The sequence below is a fragment of the Methylobacterium sp. V23 genome (assembly GCF_002917135.1).
Taxonomy (GTDB): Bacteria; Pseudomonadota; Alphaproteobacteria; order Rhizobiales; family Beijerinckiaceae; genus Methylobacterium.
In genome coordinates, this window is sequence record NZ_PDHT01000038.1 from 12,936 (window position 1) to 37,774 (window position 24,839).

Sequence of the window (24,839 nt, forward strand, 5' to 3'; positions counted from 1 at the left end):
GCGCACCATTCCATGTCTCCTGCCTCGCCCGTGTCTCCTGCCCCGCCCATATCCCCAGCCCAGCCCATGTCTCCCGCCCCGCCCGGCCGCACGCTGTTCTTCTTCGAGAAGCCGTCGGCGATGCGTCAGCTCCAGCGCTACTTCCGCTCGCCCGGCACCGTCTGCGTCGCGGCCGAGGGGCACCTGCTCGCCGCCGAGGAACCGGGCCGGATCCGGCCGGACTGGAAGGCCTGGCAGTTCGAGACCCTGCCGATCGTCCTCGACACCCTGCCGGTGATCTGCGGCACCAACCGGTCCGGCCAGTCGCATGCGGGCAAGCTCGCGGCGATCGGCCAGGCCCTGCGGGGCGTCGAGCGCGTCATCATCGCCACCGATCCGGGGCGGGAGGGCTCGATGATCGCCTGGGAGGTGCTGGAGCATCTCGGCTGGCGCGGCCGGGTCGACCGCCTCAAGCTCGGCGCCCTCGACGACGTCTCGGTCCGGCGGGCCTTCGCCACCCTGGCCCGGGAGCCGGAATCCGGCGAGCGGGACTACGCCGCCTACCTGGAGGCGCTGTGCCGGCAATACGAGGATTACCATCTCGGCCTCAACGGCACGCGGGCGATCTCCCTGCGCCTGCGCCCGCCCGCCTTCCGCGAACCCTGGCGCTTCGGCGGCGTGCAGACGCCGACGCTGGCCATCCTGGCGGACCTCGAGGCGCGCATCCGGGCCTTCGTCCCGCAGGACTTCTTCAAGGTGGCGCTGCACGCCGAGACCGGCACGGGGGCGGCCCTGACCCTGTGGCACCTGCCGAAGGAGCGGATCTTCGAACGCGCCGCGGCCGAGACCATCCGGGCGGCGGCGGCCGCGTGGTCCGGCCCCCTCGGCGTGACGCAGCGCGACGTGCGCCGGGCGCCGCCGCGCCTGTTCTCCAAGGACACCCTGGCCCGGCGCTGCGCCAAGCGCTTCGGCTGGGACCCGCAGCACACGGCGCGACTCGCGCAGGATCTCTACGACCAGGGCTACCTGAGCTATCCGCGCACCGAGTCGGACAGCCTGCCGGACGGACAGGCGGGGGATGCCGGTGCGGTGATGGCCGCCATCGCCTCCGTGCTGGCGGACCTCCGGGCCCTGCTGACCGCGGAACCGCCCGTCATCCGGCGCGGGGCACGGGGGCACTACGTCAAGGATCCGGGCGAGCACCACGCCATCGTGCCCCTCCGCAAGGTGCCGGAGCGCGGGCGCCTCGAGGCGGACCTCGCCCGCCTCTGGGAGCTCGTGGCCAAGGCCTATGGGGCCGCCCACCTGCCCGACGGCATCGATGCGCGCACGGAGGTCGTGGCCGAGGTGCCGACGCCCCTCGGCGCCAAGCGCTTCGCGGTCAGCGGACGCGTCGTGCGCGTGCCGGGCTGGCGCGCCCTCTACGGGGCGGAGGCCGAGGGCGAGGCCGATCTCGTTCCGGGCAAGGCCCGGCCCGACGACGAGGCGCGCGCCACCAGCCTGCCCGCCTTGCGCGACGGGGAGGCGGCCAAGGCCGCGGGGGCCGAGATTGCCGAGGCCGTGACCGAGCCGCCCCGCCGGATCACCCGGGGCGAGCTTCCCGTGGTGATGGGCCGCCTGATCGACCAGGTGGACGATCCGGCGGCGAAGCGGGCCCTGGAGAATCCCGTCAACCCGAACGAGCCGAAGGGGCTCGGCACGGCCGCGACCCGGGACACCATCCTGCCCAAGCTCCTGAAGAGCCACTACCTCGCCCTCGGGGACGGCAAGGACCCGGCCCTCACGGTGACCGAGGTGGGGCTCGCCTTCATCGCAGCGGTGCGGCGGGTGTTCCCGGCCTATGGCGACCCGGTGGGCCGGGCCACGTTCGAGGCGGAGCTCGCCGAGATCGGCCGGGCTCCCACGCGGGTCGAGGCGCGGGCGCGGGCGGAAGCCTTCCGGCAGCGCACCCGCAGCCGCCTCGACGGCCTGATCGCCGCCATCGCGCAGGCGGAGGTGGTCAGCCTGGACCCGAGCCTGATCCCGCCGTCGGGGGGGCGCGGCCCGGCGGGGGGCGGGGATCGTCCGCCGACGCCCGCCATGGTCGCCTTCGCGATGGCGCTGGCGGCCCGCAAGGGCATCGCACTGCCCCGCGGCTGCAAGAGCAGCCTCGCTCGCTGCCGGGTCTTCCTGGATGCCGAGGCCGGTCCCGCCGCGTCACGAACGGCGGCGCCGGGCGCGGATCGCGGGTTGCGTCCCCCCAGCGCGGCGATGCTGCGCTATGCCCGCACCCTCGCGGCGGAGCGCGGCCTGGATTGCCCACCCGAGATCGAGACGCAGTTCGAGGCCTGTCGCCGGTTCCTCGACGCCCACGCGGCGCCGACGGGGACGGGTTCGTCCGCGCGCCAGGCGAGGCCGGGGCCGGTCAAGACGACGCCCGGCGGTGCGGCCGGCAAGGGGGTCGGCAAGGGGGCTGGCAGGGGGATCGGAAAGGCTGCCGGCAAGGAGTCTGGCAAGGGTGCGGGTAACGGTGCCGGCAAGGCCGCGGGGCGGCCGCGCCGGAGGGTGGCCGGTCGCGGCACCGGCTGAGCGGGCGCCGGCGGGGGGCGGCTTCAGGTGGCGGCGGGACGGCCGCGCAGGAGGCCGCCGAAGCTGTGGAACGGCAGCCAGAGGAGCTTCAGGAACGCCCGGATCGCCAGGACGGCGGCGACGGTGAAGAGCGCCAGCAGCGTTTTGATCATAGGAGAGACTCCTTGTGCGGGGTCGTGGCCGCTGCGTGATCCAGGGCCTGGACCCGGGCCAGTGGGCTCGGAGAAACGGGCGGGATTATGGACGCGCCGCCGAAATTCGGGACTCATCGACGAGGCTGTCATCCGTTCCGCCGACCGCGCCGGTGGCCGAGGAACGGCGGCACGCTGCGGCCGGACTGGTTAACAAAACATGGAGGCCGGGATTCCGAGCCCCGCACGGGGCAGCGGAGACCTGCGGCGTCCCGCCCGGAACAAGCGTCATGGGGATCGCCTATCCTTCGATGGCAGGCCTTCCGCCCGGCAGGCCCTCCGCCCAGCAGTCCCTTCCGCCCGGCAGAGTTTCAGCACGGCATGCCGGATCACGCCGGCCCCGGCACGGGCCTGGCAAGGTCCCGTCGGCGACACGGCCCCGCGAGCGGGCCGTGCCACCGGCGCTGCGGAGCGAGACCCGACCATGACGAACCGACGCTGCATCCTTCTCGGCGCCCGCGTGCAGGAGGGGGCCGGCCGCCTCGGCTGCGACATGGGGCCGAGCGCCTACCGGGCCGCGGGCCTCGCCGAGACCCTCGGGGGCCTCGGCCTGTCCATCGTCGATGCGGGCGACCTCGCGCCGGCCGTCGCCGTGGAGCGGGCCCATCCCAACGGGGCCCTGCGCCACCTCGGCGCCTTCGCGGCCTGGACCGAGGCCCTGGCCGAGGCTGCCTACCGGCACAGCGCCGAGGGCATCCCGATCTTCCTCGGCGGCGATCACAGCCTGTCGGCCGGCACCCTGTCGGGGCTCGGGCGCCGGGCGGCGCAGGAGGGCCGGCCCCTGTTCGTGCTCTGGCTGGATGCGCACGCGGATTTCCACACCCTCGACACCACCACGAGCGGCAATCTCCACGGCGTTCCCCTCGCCTACGCCACCGGCCGGCGCGGCTTTTCCGGCTACCTGCCGGCCCCCGCCGCCCCGATCGACCCGCGCAACGTCTGCCTGATGGGCACCCGCAGCCTCGACCCGGCAGAGCGCGGGGCGGTGCTCGAGGCCGGCGTGCTCATCCACGACATGCGCAGCATCGACGAGGCCGGCGTCGTCGCGCCCCTGCGGGCGTTCCTCGGGCAGGTCGCCGCGGCCGGCGGGCGGCTGCATGTCAGCCTCGACGTGGATTTCCTGGACCCCGGCATCGCGCCGGGCGTCGGCACCACGGTGCCGGGGGGCGCGACCTTCCGGGAGGCGCACCTGATCATGGAGATGCTGCACGATTCGCGCCTCGTCGGCAGCCTCGACCTCGTCGAGCTCAACCCGTTCCTCGACGAGCGCGGACGGACGGCCCTCCTCATGGTGGATCTCGCCGCCAGCCTGATGGGCCGGACCGTGCTCGACCGGCCGACGCAGAGCTACTGAGGCGTCCCGCCGGGGGGCGAGGCGGAGACCGCCGCCGCTGTGCCGCCCACGTCCCAGCCTCGCCATCCGATCCGCCGATCGGGTCCGCCAGGGTGGCCCTTCGGCACCGTCTCATCAGGCATCGGACGCCTGGGATCGGTGCGTCCCGATCCAAAGATGCTTTCGGGTGCGGTTGTCAGGCCGCTTGCGGCCGCGCGGCCGGCGCCTCAGTCGCCGGCACGGGGCGGACGCCGCTGCGCCCAGTCCCGGTCCCGGGCGGCCTGGGCCTCGCGGACCTCGCCGGACCAGTGCTCCCACTCGGGATCGGCGGCCTGCGGGCGCCGCTGCGCACGCGCCGCCGCCTTCTTGCGCCGCGCCGCGTCCGCCGCTTTCTGCCGCTGCACCTCCTCCACCGTCACCGGCTCCGGGGCGGGCCTGGGCGTCGCCCAGGCGTAGGTGCGCTCGGCGGGCCGGCGCGGCCGGTCGCGGTTCGGGGCGGGGCCCGGGGCGGCTTCCGGGCGACGGGCATCCACCAGGGCGACCGCGTCGGCGAGGCTGAGGCCGGCGGCGGCGGCCACCCGGGTCGCGGCGGCGCGTCCGGCCGCGCGCTCGCCGGGCGTGGCCCCGCGCTCCATCAGCGCTCGACACTTCGCGAACCGGTCGCGATCCAGGATCCCTGCAGCCATGGCCCACCCTACGGCCAAAGGCGACGGCGCGCCCCGGTCGCGCGCGACCGTCCACAGCGCGGCCGGGTGCGCCTCAGCACCGCGAAACCTGCCGGATCGGTCCATGGAGGATCCGGGCCCAGGCCCGTAGCCATCGCAGGTGACGCTCCGATCCCCACCCGCCGATCCCATGCCGGCCGAGGAGATTCCGATGATTGCCGCAGGTCCGTTTCGCTGGCTCCTGACCCTCGTCGCGATGATTTCGCCCTTCGCCGCTGCGACCTGCAGTGCCGCCGACCGGAGCGGCCTCCAGCCGGAAGCCGACACCCGCGTGGTGTATCGCCACTTCCTGTAGACCCAGACCGGTAGACGCCTGCCGCAGGTCCCCGTTGCCGGGGCTTGTCCCCCTTGCAGGGGCTTGTCCTCCTTGCAGGGGCTTGGGCGGGGCCGGGACGGCGTTCAGGCCGCGCCGGGCTTCCCGACGACGATGGTGGACCCCTCGACCAGCGAGAACAGGATCCCGGCCGCGCGCAGCGCAGCGATGGCCCGGTGCCGGCTGGACGGGACGAGAGCTTCCCCGCCTCCCTCCAGGCGCCGGATGGTCGAGAACGACAGCCCGCTGGCCCGGGACAGGTCGGCCATGGACCAGTCCAGCAGGGCGCGCGCCGCGCGGATGTGATGCCCTTCGAGGCGCTGCTCCAGCCCCTCCAGCATCGGGCCGGCGGCACGCACCGGCAATCCGACCGGGCCGATGTAATTGGTCCAGTGTTCGAGCGTGCCCTGCCCATCCAGGACCGGGATCATGACCATGCGGTACGGGACGGTCTCGCCGTTGGCCAGGGTCAGGGTCGGCAGCGTGTGCACGATCTGGTGCGTCTGGTAGCATTCGCATCCGTAGTCGCGCCAGTGGCGCCGCTCGGTCGCGACGACGGGCCGTGTCGGTTCGTCGAGCAACTCGGCCTCGAGAAGCCCCACCAGCTCCAGCCACTCCGGCGAGAAGGTCCGGAAGGGGTAGATCGCCGTGGTCGAGGTGAAGGCCCGCACCTTCTCGAAGATGGCGCGCTCGCGTCGCCGCTGCGCCGCATGGGCCTGGGCCAGGGCCTCCCGGTCGCTGACATCGATGAGCACCCCGTGGGCCCGCAGGGGCCGGCCCGTGGGCGAGACGATGATCTCGCCGCGGCTCATGACGGTGCGCAGGGTCGAGTCCGGCCTCAGGATCCGGAAGGTCTGCTCCGTCAGGAGTCCGGCGTGCTGATTGGAGGCGGGACTCATCGTCGACGGGCGATCCGCCGGGTGGATCAGGCTGTGGAGGAGGCGGTAGTCGGCTCGGACGGTGCCGCTCGGCACGCCCAGGATGCGGAAGAGCCCCGGCGACCAGGCATGCTCGTTCTCGGCGAATCCCCAGCTCCAGGATCCCGTCAGGCCGAATCCTTCGAGCAGGCGCAGGGTCTCGACGGAGGCGAAGGGGGGAACCATGCGGTCTCGGGAACGAACGTCCAGGCGGAGGCCGATCGCCCGGCCCGGCGAGAAACTTACGGCTCTTGCTTTGGAGTGTCCAGTTGACGCGATGGCTCTACTGGCCTGTTCGCGCCATCTATGCTTGAATAAGTCTCGGGACAGGCCTCGGCGCGTCCCCCCGCGGGCGGCGCCTCGACGCGCGCGGCGTCGCGTCCCATCCTTCCCGGCCGAGGCGGCGTCTCCGCCCGAGACCGTGAGCCCGCGATGCGCCCTGCCGATCCGGCACCGTCGTCAGCCCGCCCCTTCGGTGCCTTCCTGGAGCCGCGCGCCGCGCCGACGCCCCTGCGTCGCCGCCTGACCGCAGAGACCTGCGCGCCGGAGCCCGAGCGCGTCGCCGCCTGCCTGGAGGCGGTGACGACGGATCCCGGGGCCGCGGCGGTCACCGCGCGCCTCGTGCACGACCTCGTCGGGCGCCTGCGCGCCCAGGGCCCGGTGGGCGGCGTCCAGGGCCTGCTGCGGGAATACAGCCTGTCGACGGAGGATGGCGTGGCCCTGATGTGCCTCGCCGAGGCGCTGCTGCGCATTCCCGATCCGGAGACCCGCGACGCCCTGATCCGCGACACGATCGGACAGGGGGACTGGGCGGCCCATCTCGGGCACAGCCCCTCGCGCTTCGTCAACGCGGCCACCTGGGGGCTGGTGCTCGCCGGGCGCCTCGCCCACGCCGCGGAGCGCCGCGCGGCCGGACTGTCCGGCACCCTCGCCCGGGTCGTCGCCCGGGGCGGCGAGCCCCTGGTCCGCGCGGGCGTCAACCAGGCCATGCGGCGCATGGGCGGCCAGTACGTCACCGGCGAGACCATCGCGCAGGCCCTCCGCCAGGCCCGCTCCCAGGAGGCGCGCGGCTTCACCCACTCCTTCGACATGCTCGGCGAGGCGGCGATGAATGCGGCCGATGCCGCGCGCTACACGGCCGACTACACGCACGCCATCCACGCCATCGGCGCGGCCTCGGCGGGGCGCGGCCCCTTCGCCGGCCCCGGCATCTCGATCAAGCTCTCGGCCCTGCACCCGCGCTACGTCCGCGCCCAGCGGGACCGGGTGATGGCCGAGCTCCTGCCCCGCGTCGCCGCCCTGGCACGCCTCGCCCGCCGCGACGACATCGGCCTCAACATCGACGCCGAGGAGGCCGATCGCCTCGACCTCTCCCTCGACATCCTGGAGGCCCTCTGCGCCGACCCGGACCTCGCCGGCTGGAACGGCCTCGGCTTCGTGGTGCAGGCCTACCAGAAGCGAGCGCTGACGCTGACCGCGGTCCTCGTCGACCTCGCGCGCCGCTCCGGGCGCCGCCTCATGGTCCGCCTCGTCAAGGGCGCCTACTGGGACACCGAGATCAAGCGGGCGCAGGTGGCGGGCCTGGAGGACTTCCCCGTCTTCACCCGCAAGGTCCACACCGACCTGTCGTACCGCGCCTGCGCGGAGCGGATGCTCGCCGCCCCCGAGGCGATCTTCCCGCAATTCGCCACCCACAACGCCCAGACCCTGGCCGCCCTCCACACCCTGGCGGGGCCCGACTTCCATCTCGGGCGCTACGAGTTCCAGTGCCTGCACGGCATGGGCGAGGCCCTCTACGACGCGGTGGTGGGACCGAACGGCCTCGACCGCCCCTGCCGGATCTACGCGCCGGTGGGGACCCACGAGACGCTGCTGGCCTACCTGGTGCGCCGCCTCCTCGAGAACGGCGCCAATTCCTCCTTCGTCAATCGCGTCACGGATGCGCGCGTGGCCGCGGCCGAGCTCGCCGCCGACCCGGTCGCGGTGGTGCGGGCCACGCAGCCCGTCGGCGCCCCCCACCCGGCGATCCGGAAGCCCCGCGACCTCTTCCCCGACCGGGTCGCGGCGGCCGGCCTCGACCTGTCCGACGAGCAGGGGCTCGCCGACCTCGCCGACTGCCTGGCGGCGGAGGGCGCGCGTCTCTGGCGGGCGGTGCCGATGCTGGCCGAGGCCGAGCGCACCGGGCCGGGCCGGGACATCCGCAACCCGGCCGATCGGGCGGACCGCGTCGGCACCGTGGTGGAGGCCGGAGCGGATCTCGTGGGGGACGCCCTGGCCCAGGCCGGAACCGGCGCCGCCGCCTGGGCCGCGCGGCCGGGCGCGGCGCGGGCGGCGATCCTGGAGGCGGCGGCCGCGGCGCTGAGCGCGCGTCAGCCCGCGCTGATCGGCCTCCTGATCCGCGAGGCCGGCAAGTCGGCCGCCAACGCCCTGGCGGAGGTGCGGGAGGCGGTGGACTTCCTGCGCTACTATGCCGGCGCGGTCCGGGACGTCACCGCCGCCACGCACCGGCCCCTCGGGGTCGTCGCCTGCATCAGCCCGTGGAACTTCCCCCTGGCGATCGTCACCGGACAGGTGGCCGCGGCGCTCGCCGCCGGCAATGGCGTCGTGGCCAAGCCCGCCGAGGAGACCCCGCTGGTCGCCGCCGAGGCGGTGCGGATCCTGCGCGCGGCCGGGGTGCCGGCCGGCGCCCTCCAGTTCCTGCCCGGCGGTGGCGAGACCGGGGCCGCCCTCGTCGCCGATCCGCGCGTGAACGGCGTCCTGTTCACCGGCTCCACGGCGGTCGCGGCGGGCATCCAGGCGATCCTCGCCCGGCGCCTGAACCCGGATGGCCACCCCGTGCCCCTGGTGGCCGAGACCGGGGGGCTGAACGCCCTGGTGGTCGATTCCTCGGCCCTGACCGAGCAGGTGGTGGCCGACACCCTGGTCTCGGCCTTCGATTCCGCCGGCCAGCGCTGCTCGGCCCTGCGCCTGCTGGCGCTGCAGGCGGAGATCGCCGACCGGACCCTGGCCATGCTGACGGGGGCGCTCGCCGAGTGGCGGGTCGGCAACCCGGACCGGCTGGCCACCGATATCGGCCCGGTGATCGGCGCCGAGGCGCGCGACGCCATCGAGGCCCACGTCGCCGCGATGCGCGCCGCCGGATATCCCGTGCATCGGGCGCCCCTGCCGGCATCCTGCGATCGGGGCACCTTCGTCGCCCCGACCGTGATCGAGATCCCGTCTGTCGCCGCCCTCACCCGCGAGGTCTTCGGCCCGGTGCTGCACGTGGTGCGCTTCGAGCGCGCCGCCTTCGCGGCGACGATCGCGGCCATCGACGCCACCGGCTACGGCCTCACCTTCGGCATCCAGACCCGCCTCGACACCGCGATCACCCGGGCCTGCGCCCAGAGCGCGGCGGGCAACCTCTACGTCAACCGCACCCTCGTCGGGGCCGTGGTCGGGGTGCAGCCCTTCGGCGGGCACGGCCTGTCCGGCACCGGCCCCAAGGCCGGCGGCCCGCTCATGCTGCGGCGCCTCCTCGCCGCCGCCCCGGCCGGGACCGGCCTCCCGCCCGGGCCTCCCGCCCCGGCGGCCCTGGCCTGGGCCCGATGGCTGCGCGATCAGGGCCGGCCCGGGGAGGCCGCGGCCGCGGAGGCGCTGATCGCCGGCAGCCCCGTGGGCGGCGGGCTCCTACTGCCGGGACCCGTAGGCGAGGAGAACCGCTACGGCCTGCATCCGCGCGGCACCATCCTGTGCCGGGCGACAACCGGGACCGGCCTCGCGGCCCAGATCGGCGCGGCGCTCGCCACCGGCAACCGCGTCGTTCTCGGCCCCACCGCGGCGGCCCGGACGCTCCTCGCCGCCCTCTCCCGACCCTCCCTCCAACCCTCCCTCCAGCCCTTGCCCCACCCCCTGCCCCGCCCCTTGCCGCCCGCCCTGGACGGGGTCATCCGGGCCGCCGATCCGGAGACCGCTGCCGACGCGGTCCTGTGGGAGGGCGAGGCCGAGACCCTGACGGCCTTCGCCGCGGCCCTGGCCGCCCGTCCCGGGCCCCTGGTGGCCATCCTGCGGCCCCGCCCCGATCCGGCCGCCGGCACCGAGGCCTATCCGGTCGAGGGCCTCGTCCGCGAACGCGTGGTCAGCCTCAACACGGCGGCCGCCGGCGGCAATGCCAGCCTGATGACCCTCGACGGGTGAGGGCCGCCGGCGCGACCCGGACCGAAAGCCGTGGTATTGTAAGGACTTGTGGGCGGATCCGGACGCCCACGTTGCAATCGGGCGCCAAACCCGCGACCCTGGTGCCCGCATCCTCCCGCCTCGGACGCCTCTCAGGGCCCCTCATCCGCACAGCATGTCCGCGTTCACCTTCATCCACGCCGCCGACCTGCATCTCGGCAGCCCGCTCAGCGGCCTCGCCCTCAAGGACCCCGACATCGCCCGGCGCTTCGCCTCGGCGGGGCGCCGGGCCTTCGAGGACCTCATCACCCTGGCGATCGAGCGGAGCGTCGCCTTCCTGATCGTGGCCGGCGACGTCTATGACGGCGACTGGTCCGACAACACCATCGGGCTGTTCTTCGCCCGGCAGGTCGCCCGCCTCGACCGGGCCGGCATCCCCGTCATCCTGGTGCGCGGCAACCACGACGCCGAGAGCGTCATCACCCGATCGATCACCCTGCCGGACTCGGTGCGCAGCTTCCCGACGACCCGGGCGGAGACCCACCGCCTCGAGGACGTCCGGGTGGCGCTGCACGGCCGCAGCTTCCCCAACCGGGCGGTGGAGGAGAATTACGCCCTCACCTATCCGCCCGCCCTGCCGGGCTGGTTCAACATCGGCATCCTGCACACCTCCTGCACCGGCCACGCGGCCCACGCCACCTACGCCCCCTGCTCGGTGGCCGACCTGGCGGGGCGGGGCTACGCCTACTGGGCGCTCGGCCACGTGCACGAGTATGCCGAACTCGCCCGCGACCCCTGGATCGTGTTTCCCGGGAACCTCCAGGGGCGCAGCATCCGGGAGCCCGGCCAGAAGGGCGCCGTCGCGGTGTCCGTCGCCGACGGGCGGGTGCAGGGCGTCGAGCGTCTCATCGTCGACCAGGCCCGCTTCCAGCCGGTCGACGTCGATCTCGCCGGCGTGCCGGACGAGCGCGCGGCGGTCGCCCTGGTCGAGGCGGCCCTGCGCCCCCTGGCGGAGGCCGCCGCGGCGCGCCTCATCGCCGTGCGGGTGCGCCTGCGGGGGGAGACCCCCGCCCATGACCGCCTGGCGGCCGACCGCGAGGGGCTCACTGCCGAGATCCAGGCCGCCGCCCACCGCATCCACGAGGATATCTGGCTGGAGCGCCTGAAGATCGAGACCGCCCGTCCGCGCCGGCCCGTCGCCGAGGCCCGCCCCGACGCCTTCGCGGCCATCGACCCCGCCACGCTGCTGGCAGCGGTGGACCACGAGCCGGAATTCCGCGCCCGCGCCCGGGCGGCCCTGGCCGAGATCGCCGCCAAGATGCCGGCCGGCCTCGCCGCCGAGGACGACCTCGCCGCCGACCTCGAGGCCCTCTGCGCGGAGGCGGAGGCGGTGATCCTCGGCCGCCTCTCCGGGCGGACCTGCTAGGGCCCGAACCCGCCGTCGCCCGCCCCGAGCGTCAGACCCGCCTTCCCCCCAAGGTTCCAATGCGTCTCCTCTCCCTCGTCCTCGAACGCTACGGCCCCTTCACGGACCGCACCGTCACGTTCCGCGAGGATGCGCGCCTGCACGTGGTGCTGGGCGCCAACGAGGCCGGCAAGAGTTCGGCGCTCAGCGCCGTCACGGACCTGCTGTTCGGCATCGAGACTCGGACCCGCTACGACTTCCTGCACGACATGCCGCAGATGCGGATCGGCGCCGAGATCCGCGCCGCGGACGGGCGCCGCCTCGGCTTCCGGCGGCGCAAGGGCAACCGGAACACCCTCGTGGACGCCGCCGACGCGGCCCTGCCGGAGGATGCCCTGGCGCCCTTCCTCGGCGGATTGTCCCGCGAGGTGTTCTGCCGCGCCTTCGGCCTCGACGCCCGCGCCCTGCGGGCGGGGGCGGCCGAGATGATGGATGCCGAGGGCGAGGTCGGCGCCAGCCTGTTCGCGGCGGCCTCGGGCCTGCGCGGCTACAGCGGCCTTCAGGCCGAGCTCGAGACCGAGGCCGCCGGCATCTTCATGCCGCGTGCCGCCCAGAGCCGGACGTTCTACCAGGCGCTTCAGCGCTACGACGAGGCCCGCAAGGCGATCCGTGCCGGGGAGCTGCGGGCGGGCGATTGGCGCGACCTCAACGGCGAGATCGAGGGCGCCGGGGCGACCCTCGTCGCCCTCAAGGCGGAGCGCGCGCGCATCGCCGCCGAGCAGGCCCGGCTCACCCGCCTGCGCCGGGTCGGCCCGCTTCTCCAGGCCATCGATGCGGCCGCCGCCCGCGCCGAGGCCGAGCCCGACCTGATCGCGGTGCCGGAGGCCTGGATCGATCGCCTCGGCCAGGCCCTGACCGTCCGGCGCACCACGGCGGAGGCCGCGGCCCGCACCCAGGCCGCCGCCGCGGAGGCCACCCTGGCCCTGGAGCAGGTGCCGGTGGAGGAGGGCGTGCTCGCCCGGGCCGACGAGATCCTGGAGGCGTTCCGCGGCACCGACCGCTTCGACAAGGGCGGCATCGACCTGCCCCGCATCCAGGGCGAGGCCGATGCCTTCGCGCGCGAACTCGCCCAGCTCGCGGCCCGGATCGGCCTTCCGGATGCCGAGGCCCTGCGCGCCCGCCAGCCCTCCGATGCGGCCCGCACCCGCATCGAGGGCCTGATCCGCGCCGGCCGCGAGGACGCCGCCACGATCGCCCGCCTGCGCCAGGACCTCGCCGCCCGGGAGGCCGAGCGGGACCGCCTCGCCGCCGCCACGGCGGGCGCGGGCGCCCTCGCCGATCCGGCTCCGCTGCGGACCGACCTGAAGGCCTTCGCGGGCCTGCGCCGCGACCTCGACCGGCGCGACGACCTCGACGCCGCCCTCACCCGCGAGGCGGCCTCGATCCGGACCCAGGCCGGCCGTCTCAGTCCCCCGATCCCGGATCTCGACGCCTACGCCGCCGGGCGCCCGCCCTCGGCCGAGGCGGTGGCGCGCTACCGGCGCACCCTCGACGGGGCGCTGCGCGAGCGCGACCGGGCGGCCGACCGCCTGGCGGCGGCACAGGGGGCGGTGGCGCAGCGCCGCGCCCGCCTGGAGGCCCGGGCCGCCGGCCGGCCGATCCCGAGCCTGGCGGACCTCCTGGCCCTGCGCACCCGTCGCGACGCCCTCCTGGCCGAACTGCCCGGGGGCGCCCCCGACGTCCTCGCCCGCTTCGGCGCGGCCCTCGCCGCCGCCGACCGGGCGGCCGACGACCTCGTGAGCGACGCCGCCCGGGTGGCCGAGCAGGGCGCCGACACCCGCAGCCTCGCGGCCGAGCAGGCCGAGGCCGCCGCGGCGGACGAGGCCCTCGCCGCCTGCGAAGCGCGGCTGGCCGAGGGCGCCGCCGCGTGGCGGGCCGCCTGGGCTCCGTGCGGGATCGAGCCCGCCGCCCCGGCCGAGATGGCCGCCTGGCTCACGGAGGTCGAGACCCTCCAGGATTCCGCGCAGGGGCTGGAGACCACCCGGCTGGAGCAGGCGCGCATGGCCGCCCGGGTCGAGGCCTGCCGGGCGCCCCTGGCCGATCTCAGCCGACGGGCCGGCCTGCCCGACCTCGACGGCCTCGATCTCGGCCGGATGCTCGTCCGCCTCGAGGACCGGGTCGGCGAACTCGCCCTGCACTGGGAAGCGGTGCGCGAGGCCAAGACCCGCGCCGAGACCGCCGCCGAGCAGATCGCCCGCACGGCGGCGGCCCTCGCCGAGGCCCTGGCCCGCGAAGCCGCCTGGCGCACGGCCTGGGGGCCCGCTCTCGCCGATCTCGGCCTGGCCGCCGAGGCCACGCCGGACGAGGCCGAGGCGGCGCTGGCCGCCTGGCGGGCGGTGCCGGCGGCCCTGTCCGAGCGCGACAATCGCCTCGGCCGGGTCAACGGCATTGCGCGCGACATCGCGGTCTATCGCGAGGCTGTGGCGCGCCTGACCGCGGCGGTGGCGCCCGATCTCGCCGCCCTGCCCCCCACCGCCGCCATGAAGGCGCTGCACACCCGCCTGCAGGACGCCCTCCGGGGCGAGACCCGCCGGGCGGAGCTGGCGCGCCAGCGCGATGCCGCCGAGGCGGCGCGGATGCAGGCGGCCCGGGCGGCGCAGGCCGCGGCTGCCGACCTGACCGCGCTCATGGCCGAGGGGCCGGCGGCCGGGCTGCCCCCCGGCACCGACCCGGAGGCGCTCCACGGGCGCCTCACCGACCGGCGGGCCTGCCAGGCCGAACTGGCCGAGCGCCGCGCCGAACTGGCCCGGGCGGCCGACGGCCTCGCCGAGGCGGATCTCCGAGGGGACCTCGCCGCCCTCACCGGCGACGACATCGAGGGATCGCTCGCCAACCTGGCGGCGGAGGCGGAGGACCTGGATCAGCGCGGACAGCGCGCCTTCGCCGACCGCGATCGGCACGAGCGCCGTCGCGTCGAGCTGGAGGGCGGCATCGGGGCCGAGCTGGCGCTCGCCCAGCGCAAGGCGGCGGAGGCCGAACTCCAGACCAATGCCCGGCACTGGGCGGTGCTGAAGCTCGCGAGCCTGATGCTCGGCACCGCCATCGGCCGCCACCGGGCCGGCCAGCAGGACCCGCTGCTCACCCGGTCCGGCGCCCTGTTCGGGGGCCTGACCGGAGGCGCCTTCGCGGGCCTCGCCCAGGATTACGACGCCGCCGACATCCCCCGCCTCGCGGGGCGCCGGGCCTCGGGCGAACTCGTGCCCGTGGAGGGGCTGAGCGAGGGCACCCGCGACCAGCTCTACCTCGCCCTGCGCCTGGCCTACCTGGAGGACTACGCCGCCCGCGCCGAGCCCGCCCCCTTCATCGGCGACGACCTGTTCCTCACCTTCGATGACGCCCGCACCGCCCACGGTCTCGAGGCCCTGGCGGCGGTGGGCGACACGATCCAGCCGATCCTGTTCACCCACCACCGCCACGTGGCGGACCTGGCCCGGGCGCGCCTGGGGGATGCGGTGGACGTGCTCGACCTTTAGTGTAGGGGCGCCGCCTCGGGCGCGGCTCGCTCAGAACCGGTCGCCGAGGCCCGCACCCACGCGCAGGGCGGCGATGGCGGAGGACTGACGCGGCACGAAGAGGGACGTCCCCCGCGGCGTTCCCGCCTCCGTCGCGGCCGAGGTGACCCGTGAAGCCGGCCTGGGGCAGGGGAGCGATCCGCGCGTGGAACCCGACTTCCGCTGCGTCGGGGATCGCGAGGGGCATGGTCGCGGCGACCGCGAGCGCCGAGCCATGTCGCGCGCGGCGCAACCCGGCCGCGGGTCCGGCCCGGACAACGCGGGGGACCGCCTGAATACACCCTTAAGCATGCCGCATGCTGTGCCTTTGAACTTGTTCAAAGACAGCCTTATAAGCCTGGCTCGATAGGAATATATTTGTTTTCAAAGTATAGATCAATGATTGTAAGAGACGGCTTACATCGAGAATTCAGTGCGCGTTCGGATCTGTTGAAATGACGCGTTCCAGGTGTGCGCCCGCCGACGCCGCGATTGCCTCGAAGATGAGGCTGCTGTGCGTGGAGATGGAGCCCTGCGATGCTTGATCTCCATACGCTTCACTTCGCCAGTGCCGCCAGCCGGTGCGCCTACGTCGTCGTCTTTCTCGTCACGGCCCTCACGCAGCGGCAGCAGACCTTTCTCTGGCAATGGATGGGCGCCATGGGGACGTCGATGGTGGGATCGCTCATCATGATGCAGGTCCCTTCGGCCGCCCCGCCGGTCTGGATCGCGGTGATCGTCTATGGGCTCTATGCCGCGAGTCTGGTCCTGTGCTGGACCGGCCTGCGCAGCTTCTTCGGCCGCCCCGTGCGGATCGATCTCGGGATCTGTCTCACGGTCCTCCCGGGGCTCCTCTATCCCCTGCTGCTCGCAGCCGGTGTCGCCCACCGCCTGGCGCTCGCGGCCGTGTTCCTCTGCTGCCTCGGGGTCGCCCTCCTGGCCGCCTACGAGACCGTTCGCCTCTCGCCGGGCGTCGAACGCCTGTGGTCGCAATCCATCGTCACCGTGGCGTTCGGATCCTACGCGCTGGTCTTCGTCGCCTCGATCGGAATCCTCGTCGCCACCGACTGGCCGATGGCCTCGGCGGAGACCGCCCGCAGCTCCATGATCCTGGATCAGGTCATTGGGGTCTTCGCCTATTTCGGCTACATGGCGATGGCCGCCGAGCGCGCCAACCGGACGCTCCTGCACCTGGCCGAGACGGATTCGCTCACGGGGCTCTCCAACCGCCGCGGCCTGCAGAAGCTGCTGCGCCTCCGCCTTCCGGCCCCGGGCCGGCAGCCGCTGGGCGCGGTCCTGATCCTGGACCTCGACCACTTCAAGTCCATCAACGACCGCTACGGCCACGCGAGCGGGGACGCCGTCCTGGCGACGTTCGCGGCCCGCCTGACGGCAACGCTCCGGACCACGGACCTGGTCGCCCGCTGGGGCGGCGAGGAGTTCCTCGTCGTCCTTCCGGGCGCGGGTCCGCAGGAACTCCTGCCCGTGGCCGAACGCTTGCGGGCGGCCGTCGCGGAGGCGCCGTTTCCGCACCGGTCCGGGGCGCTGACGGTCACGGTGAGCATCGGAGTCGCCATGATGGGGCGGGACGCGGCGAGCTTCGAAGAGGCGACGCGGCAGGCCGACGCCGCCCTCTACCAGGCGAAGGCCCAGGGGCGGAACCGCGTCTGCTGCGAGCGGAAGCCTGCGCCGGCGCCCGGCCCGGTGGCGGGGGGCGCGGTGGGGCCGGCCCATGCCCCGGCGCAGGCCGATCTGCGTCTGGCCTAGGCGTCCCCCCGGCCTAGGGTCCCCCTGGCCTTGGCGTCCCGGACCTGCTCCGGCCGGACCGGCCTCGCGCGCCTCAATACGTCGAAGGGTCGCGCCTCCGAGCCGACGATTCCGTCACTTCCCGGCCGCGTTCCGCAGGCTCGGGGGCCTGGGCCGGCGCCAGATCGCGCGGCCGAGGAGCAGTCCGAGGCGTCGGCAGAAGAGGGCCAGACCCAGGCACCAGGCCAGCCCCGCCAGCAGGGCGCTGGCCAGGGCCGTGAGGCCGGCACCGAGGGCCAGGGCGCCGCGGCCGAGAAGCGCCAGGGTGGCGCGGGTGCGGGGGCCGAGGCGCTCGCTGAGGCGGACCGCGCGGGTGACGTCGCCCGGGTCGCGGGCGAGGCCGAGCACCTGCATCACCCCGCGCTGGCCGGTGCGGCGGCCGAGGACGAGGGACTCGCCGGCGAGGGTCGTCAGGCGCGCCACCGTGCCGGGACGGATGGCGAGGCTCGCGGCCGTCCGGGCGCCGGCGAGGTCGAGGCGGGCGGAGGCGCCGACCGCGCGGGCCAGGGCCTCTCCGTCGAGGCCCGCCCGCACGGTGCGCCCGAGGCTCGACGCCAGGGCGGGCGAGAGCCGGCCGCCGCGCCGGGCCGCCTTCAGCACGGTCATGCCCGCGCGCGGGGCCGCCCCCGCCCCGGCCGCCCAGGTGGCGGCGGTGAGGGGCAGGCCGACCAGGGCCATGCCGAGGAGGAGCGGGTCGTAGGGCTCGGCGCGGGCGTAGCGCCCGCCCTCGCGCAGGAGGTCGCGCAGGTCGCCGAGCCCGGTCACGTCGGCCGCGAGGGTGCCGGCGAGGCCCGCCGCCCCCTCCGCGGTGCCCGAGACTGCCCCGGCCGCGAAGTCCCGGGCGGCACGGCCCATCCGGCCCTGCGCCAGGGCCTCCACGCGGGCCCGGCGGGTCGGATCGACGGGCAGGCCGCGCGTCTCGGCCAGCGCCAGGAAGCTCAGGGCCAGGTCCTCGTCCTCCGCCGCGATCGCGGCATCGAGCCCCGCCTCCAGGCGCTCCGGCGTGGCCGCGCGCTCCAGGCGGATCTCCGCCAGGGCGCCGGGATCCTCGGCCGCCGCGAGCAGGCGGCCCGCGAGGTAGGCGGGTGCGAGGACCGGTGCCGCCGCGATCGCCAGGGTCGCGCCGCCGGCCAGGAGGCCGATCCAGCCCGCGGCCGCGGAGAACCAGGCCGCACCGTCGCGCAGGCGCATCCGTGTCATGTCCGATCCCGTTCCGGTGGTCCGGACGAGATGGGGACGCGGCCGAGGACGCGCATCCCGGCCCCCGCCGTCAGCCTGCCTCGACGCCATAGCGCTGGTGCAGGCTGCTGGCGAAGCGGTCGGCGAACTTCGCCGTCGCCACCGGCAGGGTGCGACCGCGCAGCTGCGCCAGGATCAGCGCCATCGGGGCGAGGTCGCGCGTGTCGATGGGGCGCGAGCGCAGGCGCGGATCGTCGGGGATGCCGCTCGGAACCTGCAGGCTGACCGCGTCCTCGCGCAGGACGAGGTTGCGCAGGAATTCCAGTGAGCTCGATTCGATGACGGCGTTCACCGGCGCGCCCCGCCGGGCGAGGGCGTCGTCGAAATGGTGGCGAATGGCGAGGGAGCGGTCCGGCAGGGCCATCGGGTGGGCGAGGCAGTCGCGCAGGCGCACCGGGCCGGTCTCCGCGGCCAGCGGATGCTCGGCCCGCATCAGGGCGCACAGCGTCTGGCGGCAGGAGAACAGCACCTGCATGTCGGCGGACGGCGGCGGCTGCAGCACCAGGGCGAGGTCGGCCTCGAACTGGGCCAGGGCCGCCACCGCCTGGACATGGTCGCGGACCTGCACGGTGAAGGTCACCTGCGGGAATTGCGCCCGGTAGGCCTCGACCTCGTCCGGCACCACGTGGTTGACGAAGGCCTGGCTGCAGGCCAGCGCCACGTGGCCGCGCCGGACGCCGGACAGGTCGGCGATCTGCGAGCGCACCCGCTCCAGGTCGGCGCGCTGGTCGCGGATGTGGCGCACCAGCAATTCGCCGGCCGCGTTGAGGCGCATGCCCTGGGCCACCCGCTCGAAGATCGGCGTGCCGAGTTCGTATTCGAGATCCTGGATCTGCCGGGTCAGGGCGGAGGGCGTAATATTGAGCCGCTCCGCCGCCCGGCGGATCGCCCCGTGGCGCGCCACTTCCGCCACGTAGGTGAGGATGCGTAGGTGCTTCATCGTGCGGGTCCGCCGGTTCCGTCCCTGTTGCCCGAAGAGCAACGGGCCAGTCAAGAAACAGCACTCGCGTGCAACAGGAGCCGGTTCTAGCTTCGAGCGAGAGAATCGCTGTCCGGAGCCCTGCTCATGATCCGCCGTCGCACCCTCCTGGCCGGCCTCGGCGCCGGCCTCCTGGCAGCGCCCCTCGGCCTTCCCCGCCCGGCCCGGGCCCAGGCCCCCACCGTGATCCGGATGGGCTCCCTGAAGCTGATCCACTCGATCGCGCCGCATTTCTACGAGCAGTTCACCCCGGCGGGCTTCAAGGTCGAGGTCGTGCCCTTCGAGAGCCCCACCGAGTGCAAGAACGCGGTGGTGACGAAGTCGGTGGATTTCGGGACCTTCGGCATCGCGGCCGGCACCCTCGGGGCGGCGGCCGGCGAGCCCCTGGTCATCATCGCCTCGACTTGCAACCGCGGCATGGCGATCATCGCCAAGAAGGATGCGGGCATCGCCACGCTCAAGGACCTCAAGGGCAAGCGCGTCGCCCTCTGGCCCGGCTCGACCCAGGAGGTCTTCGCCCTGGAGCGCCTGCGCCAGGAGGGGATGAGCGTGAAGGACATCACGCCGGTGCGGATCTCGTTCTCGGAGATGCACATCGCCCTCGCGCGGGGCGACGTGGACGCCTATGTGGGCGCCGAGCCGGCACCGGGCGTGAGCCTGGCCAGCGGCGTCGGCAGCCTCGTCGAGTATCCCTACGGGACCGAGATGGGCGCCCTCAACATGGTGTTCGGCGCCCATGCCGACACCACGGCGCAGCGGCCCGAGATCGTCCGCACGATGCTGGAGATCCACCGCAAGGCCACGGATTACGCGCAGGGCAACCGCGCCGCGATGATCGCCATGGCGGTGGCCAAGCTCGGGCAGAAGCGGGAGGCGCTGGAGCTCTCCGCCCCGAATGTCGAGCTGAAATGGAAGCTCGGCGCGACCGAGATCGCCCAGGCCAAGGTCTATGCCGACCGCATGCTGGCGCTGAAGCAGATCAAGCGCCTGCCCGATTTCGCGACCTTCATCGACACCCGCTTCGTCGATGCCATGAGGGACGCGTGAGCGCCGCGCCGGCCGTCGTCGCGGCGTCCGTGCCGGCGGCCCCGCCCCGCCCGCGTTTCGCATGGCCCTGGGGGCGCCTGCGGGAAGCGGCCCTGGCCCTGGCGATCCCCGCCGGGCTCGCCATCGTCTGGCACCTCCTGACGACGGGGCGGCCCTACAGCCTGATCCCGCCGCCCGCGGAGGTCTGGACGGCGCTGGTCGATCTCGCCGTGGGGGGCATCAACGACGACGCCTTCAGCGCCACCCTGCTCACCCATCTGGGCGCCTCGCTGTCGCGGGTCTACGGCGGCTTCGGGCTGGCGGTGCTCTTCGCCCTGCCCCTCGGCCTCCTCATCGGCCGGGTGCCGCTGATGCGCCAGCTCCTCGACCCGACCTTCCAGATCCTGCGGCCCGTGCCCGTGACCGCCTGGCTGCCGCTGGCCATGATCCTGTTCGGCCTCGGGCCGCGCTCGGCCTACTTCCTCGTCTTCCTCGGGGCGTTCTACCCCATCCTGGTCAACACCATCTTCGGGGTGCGCTCGGTGGAGCCGCGCCTGTTCGAGGCGGCCAGCATGCTCGGCTGCCGGGGCTCGGCCCAGTTCGCCCGGGTGGTCCTGCCCGCCGCCCTGCCGTCGATCTTCACCGGCCTGCGCCTCGGCCTCGGCTTCGCCTGGGTCGTCATCGTGGTCGGCGAGATGACCGGCGTGCAGACGGGGCTCGGCGCCATCATCATGGAGGCGCGCCAGCTCTCGCGCACCGAGATCGTCATCTGCGGCATGATCGTCATCGGGGTCGCCGGCTTCCTGTCGGACCGGATCGTGATGGGGATCGGTCGCCGCCTCCTGGCCTGGAGCCCGTCCCATGGTTGAGGTGTTACGGGTTGAGGTGTTACGGGCTGAGGTGCCCCATGGCTGAACCCACTCTCCCGATCCTCGAGATCCGCGACGTCGGCAAGACCTTCGCGGTTCAGGGCCAGACGGTGACCGCCCTGAAGGGTGCCAACCTCACGGTGGCGCGCGGCGCGTTCGTGTGCCTGCTGGGCGCCTCGGGCTGCGGCAAGTCCACCCTGCTGCGCATCGCCGCCGGCTTCGAGGCGCCCTCCTCCGGCCAGGCCCTGATGTGGGGCCAGCCCATCGCGGGCCCCGATCCGTCGCGCGGCATGGTCTTCCAGGATTACGGCCTCTTTCCCTGGCTGAGCGTGCGCGACAACATCGGCTTCGGCCCGAAGTCCCGCGGGCGCCCCGCCGCCGAGATCCGCGACACGGTGGCCCGCTACATCGACCTCGTGGGCCTCGGCGCCTTCGCGGACGCGCATCCCCACCAGCTCTCGGGGGGCATGAAGCAGCGCGTCGCCATCGCCCGGGTGCTCGCCAACGAGGCCGAGGTGGTGCTGATGGACGAGCCCTTCGGGGCGCTGGACGCCATGACCCGCGAGCGCCTGCAGGACGAGCTCCTCGAGCTCTGGAGCCGCACCGGCCTCACCGTGCTGTTCGTCACCCACGCCATCGAGGAGGCGATCTTCCTCGCCGACCGCGTCGTGGTGATGTCGCCGAGCCCCGGCCGGATCGACGCCGTCCACGACATCGCCCTGCCCCGTCGCCGCGACGTCTCGAGCCCGGCCTTCAACGACATCCGCCGCATGCTCTCGGCCCAGCTCCACAGCCACCACGGCCGCGTCGCCGCGTGAGGCCCTGAAGCCCGGCACGGGTCCCTCTTCCCCTCGTGGGAAGGGGAAAGGGGGGGCGCACGTCGCCCTCTGAAATTCCAACCTCTGGTGCCGCGTCGAGCCCCCCATGACCGAACCGGACTTTTCCGATCCCCGCCGCCCCGAGCGCCGCCTCGCCTACCGGGCCGCCATCGACCGGCCGCGCCTCGTCCTGCCGGAGGGCAAGCACGTGGCGATCTGGCCGGTGGTGAATGTCGAGCACTGGCTCATCGACAACCCGATGCCGCGCCAGATCCTGGTGGCCCCGACCGGCGCGCCCCTGCTGCCCGACCTCGCCAACTGGGGCTGGCACGAATACGGGATGCGCGTCGGGTTCTGGCGCTTCCTCGCGGCCTTCCAGGCGCGCGGGATCCGCCCGACCCTGTCGATCAACGGCTCGGTCTGCGAGGCCTATCCCCGCGTGGCCCAAGAAGCCCACGCCGCCGGCTGGGAGTTCATGGGGCACGGCTTCCACCAGGTCCCGACCCACCGCATCGCGGACGTGCCCGCGATGATCGCCCGGACCCTGGCGACGATCCGCGCCGTGACGGGGGCGAACCCGCGCGGCTGGCTCGGACCCGGCCTGACCGAGACCCTCGATACCCCGGACCACCTCGCCGCCGCCGGCCTCGACTATGTGGGCGACTGGGTGGTGGACGACCGGCCCAGCCGCATCGCCACCGCGACGCGCCCGCTCATCGCCCTGCCCTACTCGGTGGAGCTGAACGACATTCCCCTGCTGGCGATCCAGCATCACCGTGCCGACGAGTTCGTGGACCGGGCGCTGGCCCAGGTCGAGCGCCTCGCCGCGGAGGCGGCCGGCCACGGGCCGCTGGGCGGCGCCAAGGTGATGGGATTCGCCATCCACCCCTACATCACCGGCGTACCCCACCGCATCGGGCTGCTGGAACGGCTCCTCGACGCGCTCCTCGCCCGCGACGACGTCTGGTTCGCCCAGGGCGGCGAACTCGTGGATTGGTACCGGGGAACCGGCGATGCGGCTTGAGACCGACGGGACGCCCCCGATCGACTGGCGGGACCTCGACCGCGCGGCCTTGAGCCGGGCCTACGACAATTCGGGGGCGGTCGCCGACAGCGCCGCCCGCCTCGCCGACTGGCGGCTGCGCAGCGCCGCGCTCCGGGCCCGCCCGGGTCACACCCTCGACCTGCCCTACGATCCGGGTCCGGCCCACGCTGCCGGTCCCCGGAATCGGATCGACCTGTTCGCCTGCGGCCGTGCCGGCGCCCCGCTCCTGGCCTTCATCCATGGCGGCTACTGGCAGCGCAACGCCAAGGAGGGCTTCGCCTGCCTGGCCGAGGGACCGCTCGCCCTCGGCCTCGACGTCGCCCTGATCGGCTACACCCTGGCGCCGGAGGCGTCGCTGACCCGGATCGCTGACGAGATCGGGGCGTCCCTGCGCGCCCTGCGGGCGCACGATGCGGCGGCAGGCCTGGGGCGCCGGCGCCTCGTGGTTTCCGGCTGGTCCGCGGGCGGGCACCTCGCCGCCCTGGCGCTGGACGGACCGGACGCCGATGCCGGCCTCGCGATCAGCGGGATCTACGATCTCGCGCCGATCCGCCGGACCTCCCTCGACGACGCGCTCCGGCTCACGCCCGGAGAGGTCGAGGCGCTGTCGCCGATCCGCCTCGCACCCCGCCGCGGCGTCCCCCTGGTGGTGGCTTACGGGGCCGACGAACTGCCTGAACTTCGGCGCCAGTCGCGGGCCTATGCCGCGGCACGCGCGGCTGAGCCGGAGACCCGCTGCGTCGCGCTCGACGGCGCGGATCATTTCTCGATCCTGGAGGCTCTGGCGCATCCGGACGGGCGCCTGGCCCGCATCGCCGCTGCGTTGGGCCATTCCTGAACTGTCCCGGGCGTCGGCTCCCCACGCCCGTCACCCCGCTGCCCTCGGCGGCAGCCGCCCGGTGCCGTGACGGCGGACACGCCCCGACGGTCGGCCGGCCGGCCAATCCGTCGGCTCGTCTGGGTTCAGGACAGGCCAGTTCGCGTGAGCCGCGGATCGCGAGACGCTCATCGAAAGTTCATGGAAAGTTAATGCACGGCCCCGCCGATGCGGCATAGCTTCGGCTTCGGCTTCGGAGGTGCATGCCGGTGCACTCACGCCTTCGGCACGACGGGGATGCGATGCAGGTCCCGCCCGTCCGCATCCCGGATCACGAGATCCCAGACACCCTCGACATGGACCAGTTCGCCGCTCCTGCGCAGTTCCTCGATGACCAGCGCGGCCTGGGCGATGGCCTCGGCGAGGTCGGCCGCTTCGGCGCCCCTCGGGTCGGGCATCGTGGTCCGGCCATCGGTGAGATCGAAATGGAAGCGCATCGGGGAAATGGCCCTCGGGACGCAGGGACGGGCATGGGCCGGTCGCCCCCGCCGGCCTGCCGCCCGTCCGCTCCAGGCCGGACGGGATCCAGGCCTCGGGGTGCGGGCGACGGGCCAGTCAAAGGAAGGCCGTAGCGTGCTTGGTCTCGGATGGTGTTGCTCAATCCCGGTTTACTTCAGGACGAATTAAGCGCCTCGTTCATTGAAGATGCAATTGGTGAACGGGATCTGCAATTGCGCTACAAGCAGGTATTGACAACCGATCGGGAATAATACTTTTTGCTTTTGTGCACTGCAAAAATGCGTCGTAGCATTGAGGGGCGCCGACCGATGACTGGGTTCGACGGATACCATGCAGGTCCGGGACGCGAGGGGGCAGGAACCGAGACCCTGCCCGATGAGCGGGTCCTGGCGCTCCGCGCCCATATCCGGGCCGTCCTCCGAAGCCTGATGCCCGCGACCCAGCCGGCCTGCTGATCCCCCGCCGGTGCGCCGGCCACCCCCGTTCAGGCGGGGCGGCCCGCGCCAAGCCTTACTTCTCGCGCCAAGCCTTGGCGATCTGGTCGGTGAGCGGCTTGGTGAGGTAGCTGAGCACCGAGCGGTTGC

At 74.1% G+C, this 24,839-nt stretch carries 19 protein-coding genes; 13 read left to right on the forward strand and 6 right to left on the reverse strand.

What is annotated here, in order from left to right; translation table 11 throughout:
* Positions 1-66: 66 nt before the first annotated feature.
* Positions 67-2,547: a DNA topoisomerase gene (locus CRT23_RS23655; RefSeq protein WP_103712041.1), complete on the forward strand. Its 2,481-nt coding sequence runs from the start codon at positions 67-69 to the stop codon at positions 2,545-2,547.
* Between the two features lie 23 nt (positions 2,548-2,570).
* Here CRT23_RS23655 and CRT23_RS29670 read toward each other — a convergent pair whose 3' ends face one another.
* On the reverse strand, positions 2,571-2,699 hold the full coding sequence (locus CRT23_RS29670) for a hypothetical protein (RefSeq protein ID WP_280952004.1): 129 nt from the start codon (positions 2,697-2,699) through the stop codon (positions 2,571-2,573).
* A gap of 463 nt (positions 2,700-3,162) precedes the next feature.
* On the opposite strand from CRT23_RS29670, the gene rocF reads away from it, so the two are divergent.
* Positions 3,163-4,092, forward strand: coding sequence for an arginase (rocF, locus tag CRT23_RS23660; protein WP_103712042.1), 930 nt, complete (start codon positions 3,163-3,165; stop codon positions 4,090-4,092).
* A gap of 206 nt (positions 4,093-4,298) precedes the next feature.
* On the opposite strand, the gene CRT23_RS23665 is transcribed toward rocF, so the two are convergent.
* Positions 4,299-4,757 carry a hypothetical protein gene (locus tag CRT23_RS23665; protein ID WP_103712043.1) on the reverse strand — a complete coding sequence of 153 codons (459 nt, stop codon included), beginning with the start codon at positions 4,755-4,757 and terminating at the stop codon, positions 4,299-4,301.
* 190 nt (positions 4,758-4,947) lie between these two features.
* On the opposite strand from CRT23_RS23665, the gene CRT23_RS28645 reads away from it, so the two are divergent.
* Positions 4,948-5,091: a hypothetical protein gene (locus CRT23_RS28645; RefSeq protein ID WP_156375695.1), complete on the forward strand. Its 144-nt coding sequence runs from the start codon at positions 4,948-4,950 to the stop codon at positions 5,089-5,091.
* Positions 5,092-5,195: 104 nt separating this feature from the next.
* Here CRT23_RS28645 and CRT23_RS23670 read toward each other — a convergent pair whose 3' ends face one another.
* A complete protein-coding gene (locus tag CRT23_RS23670) occupies positions 5,196-6,212 on the reverse strand; it encodes a PAS domain-containing protein (protein ID WP_103712044.1) in 1,017 nt (338 codons plus the stop codon).
* Positions 6,213-6,458: 246 nt separating this feature from the next.
* On the opposite strand from CRT23_RS23670, the gene putA reads away from it, so the two are divergent.
* The 4 genes from putA to CRT23_RS23690 all read left to right on the forward strand — a co-directional run bounded on the left by putA (position 6,459) and on the right by CRT23_RS23690 (position 16,904).
* Positions 6,459-10,202 carry a bifunctional proline dehydrogenase/L-glutamate gamma-semialdehyde dehydrogenase PutA gene (gene putA / locus CRT23_RS23675; RefSeq protein WP_103712045.1) on the forward strand — a complete coding sequence of 1,248 codons (3,744 nt, stop codon included), beginning with the start codon at positions 6,459-6,461 and terminating at the stop codon, positions 10,200-10,202.
* A gap of 154 nt (positions 10,203-10,356) precedes the next feature.
* Positions 10,357-11,607 (forward strand): DNA repair exonuclease, encoded by a 1,251-nt coding sequence (locus CRT23_RS23680; RefSeq protein WP_103712046.1) that lies wholly within the window; start codon positions 10,357-10,359, stop codon positions 11,605-11,607.
* Positions 11,608-11,666: 59 nt separating this feature from the next.
* Positions 11,667-15,119 (forward strand): YhaN family protein, encoded by a 3,453-nt coding sequence (locus CRT23_RS23685; RefSeq protein WP_103712047.1) that lies wholly within the window; start codon positions 11,667-11,669, stop codon positions 15,117-15,119.
* 555 nt (positions 15,120-15,674) lie between these two features.
* Positions 15,675-16,904 (forward strand): GGDEF domain-containing protein, encoded by a 1,230-nt coding sequence (locus CRT23_RS23690; RefSeq protein WP_103712048.1) that lies wholly within the window; start codon positions 15,675-15,677, stop codon positions 16,902-16,904.
* 114 nt (positions 16,905-17,018) lie between these two features.
* Here CRT23_RS23690 and CRT23_RS23695 read toward each other — a convergent pair whose 3' ends face one another.
* Entirely contained in the window at positions 17,019-18,143 is a 1,125-nt protein-coding gene (locus CRT23_RS23695) for a hypothetical protein (protein ID WP_146056477.1), read from the reverse strand.
* Positions 18,144-18,213: 70 nt separating this feature from the next.
* Complete coding sequence (locus CRT23_RS23700) at positions 18,214-19,122, reverse strand: LysR family transcriptional regulator (protein WP_055953909.1); 909 nt, start codon at positions 19,120-19,122, stop codon at positions 18,214-18,216.
* A 126-nt stretch (positions 19,123-19,248) separates the two neighbouring features.
* Here CRT23_RS23700 and CRT23_RS23705 point away from each other — a divergent pair, with 126 nt between their 5' ends.
* The 5 genes from CRT23_RS23705 to CRT23_RS23725 all read left to right on the forward strand — a co-directional run bounded on the left by CRT23_RS23705 (position 19,249) and on the right by CRT23_RS23725 (position 23,757).
* Positions 19,249-20,208 (forward strand): NrtA/SsuA/CpmA family ABC transporter substrate-binding protein, encoded by a 960-nt coding sequence (locus CRT23_RS23705; RefSeq protein WP_055953906.1) that lies wholly within the window; start codon positions 19,249-19,251, stop codon positions 20,206-20,208.
* A 29-nt stretch (positions 20,209-20,237) separates the two neighbouring features.
* Entirely contained in the window at positions 20,238-21,056 is an 819-nt protein-coding gene (locus tag CRT23_RS23710) for an ABC transporter permease (RefSeq protein ID WP_245436527.1), read from the forward strand.
* A gap of 38 nt (positions 21,057-21,094) precedes the next feature.
* The gene (locus CRT23_RS23715) at positions 21,095-21,874 is read left to right on the forward strand and encodes an ABC transporter ATP-binding protein (protein WP_103712051.1); all 780 of its coding nucleotides are present in this window, start codon (positions 21,095-21,097) and stop codon (positions 21,872-21,874) included.
* Positions 21,875-21,980: 106 nt separating this feature from the next.
* On the forward strand, positions 21,981-22,898 hold the full coding sequence (locus tag CRT23_RS23720) for a polysaccharide deacetylase family protein (protein WP_103712052.1): 918 nt from the start codon (positions 21,981-21,983) through the stop codon (positions 22,896-22,898).
* Positions 22,888-23,757 (forward strand): alpha/beta hydrolase, encoded by an 870-nt coding sequence (locus CRT23_RS23725; protein WP_103712053.1) that lies wholly within the window; start codon positions 22,888-22,890, stop codon positions 23,755-23,757. The genes CRT23_RS23720 and CRT23_RS23725 overlap by 11 nt, the downstream gene beginning before the upstream one ends.
* A 254-nt stretch (positions 23,758-24,011) precedes the next feature.
* Here CRT23_RS23725 and CRT23_RS23730 read toward each other — a convergent pair whose 3' ends face one another.
* Positions 24,012-24,233, reverse strand: a complete 222-nt coding sequence (locus CRT23_RS23730) for a hypothetical protein (RefSeq protein WP_055953892.1) — start codon at positions 24,231-24,233, stop codon at positions 24,012-24,014.
* A 330-nt stretch (positions 24,234-24,563) separates the two neighbouring features.
* On the opposite strand from CRT23_RS23730, the gene CRT23_RS28650 reads away from it, so the two are divergent.
* Positions 24,564-24,710 (forward strand): hypothetical protein, encoded by a 147-nt coding sequence (locus CRT23_RS28650; protein ID WP_181017442.1) that lies wholly within the window; start codon positions 24,564-24,566, stop codon positions 24,708-24,710.
* Positions 24,711-24,839: the final 129 nt, after the last annotated feature.

What these genes read in the sequence shown, in the direction of transcription:
- CRT23_RS23720 (WP_103712052.1), top strand. Translation starts at nt 21,981, where the DNA reads ATGACCGAACCGGACTTTTCCGATCCCCGCCGCCCCGAGCGCCGCCTC.
- CRT23_RS23725 (WP_103712053.1), top strand. Translation starts at nt 22,888, where the DNA reads ATGCGGCTTGAGACCGACGGGACGCCCCCGATCGACTGGCGGGACCTC.
- CRT23_RS23695 (WP_146056477.1), bottom strand. Translation starts at nt 18,143, where the DNA reads ATGACACGGATGCGCCTGCGCGACGGTGCGGCCTGGTTCTCCGCGGCC.
- CRT23_RS23715 (WP_103712051.1), top strand. Translation starts at nt 21,095, where the DNA reads ATGGCTGAACCCACTCTCCCGATCCTCGAGATCCGCGACGTCGGCAAG.
- CRT23_RS23680 (WP_103712046.1), top strand. Translation starts at nt 10,357, where the DNA reads ATGTCCGCGTTCACCTTCATCCACGCCGCCGACCTGCATCTCGGCAGC.
- CRT23_RS23655 (WP_103712041.1), top strand. Translation starts at nt 67, where the DNA reads ATGTCTCCCGCCCCGCCCGGCCGCACGCTGTTCTTCTTCGAGAAGCCG.
- CRT23_RS23665 (WP_103712043.1), bottom strand. Translation starts at nt 4,757, where the DNA reads ATGGCTGCAGGGATCCTGGATCGCGACCGGTTCGCGAAGTGTCGAGCG.
- CRT23_RS23705 (WP_055953906.1), top strand. Translation starts at nt 19,249, where the DNA reads ATGATCCGCCGTCGCACCCTCCTGGCCGGCCTCGGCGCCGGCCTCCTG.
- CRT23_RS23730 (WP_055953892.1), bottom strand. Translation starts at nt 24,233, where the DNA reads ATGCGCTTCCATTTCGATCTCACCGATGGCCGGACCACGATGCCCGAC.
- CRT23_RS28645 (WP_156375695.1), top strand. Translation starts at nt 4,948, where the DNA reads ATGATTGCCGCAGGTCCGTTTCGCTGGCTCCTGACCCTCGTCGCGATG.
- CRT23_RS23670 (WP_103712044.1), bottom strand. Translation starts at nt 6,212, where the DNA reads ATGGTTCCCCCCTTCGCCTCCGTCGAGACCCTGCGCCTGCTCGAAGGA.
- CRT23_RS23700 (WP_055953909.1), bottom strand. Translation starts at nt 19,122, where the DNA reads ATGAAGCACCTACGCATCCTCACCTACGTGGCGGAAGTGGCGCGCCAC.
- CRT23_RS28650 (WP_181017442.1), top strand. Translation starts at nt 24,564, where the DNA reads ATGACTGGGTTCGACGGATACCATGCAGGTCCGGGACGCGAGGGGGCA.
- rocF (WP_103712042.1), top strand. Translation starts at nt 3,163, where the DNA reads ATGACGAACCGACGCTGCATCCTTCTCGGCGCCCGCGTGCAGGAGGGG.
- CRT23_RS23690 (WP_103712048.1), top strand. Translation starts at nt 15,675, where the DNA reads ATGCTTGATCTCCATACGCTTCACTTCGCCAGTGCCGCCAGCCGGTGC.
- CRT23_RS23685 (WP_103712047.1), top strand. Translation starts at nt 11,667, where the DNA reads ATGCGTCTCCTCTCCCTCGTCCTCGAACGCTACGGCCCCTTCACGGAC.
- putA (WP_103712045.1), top strand. Translation starts at nt 6,459, where the DNA reads ATGCGCCCTGCCGATCCGGCACCGTCGTCAGCCCGCCCCTTCGGTGCC.
- CRT23_RS29670 (WP_280952004.1), bottom strand. Translation starts at nt 2,699, where the DNA reads ATGATCAAAACGCTGCTGGCGCTCTTCACCGTCGCCGCCGTCCTGGCG.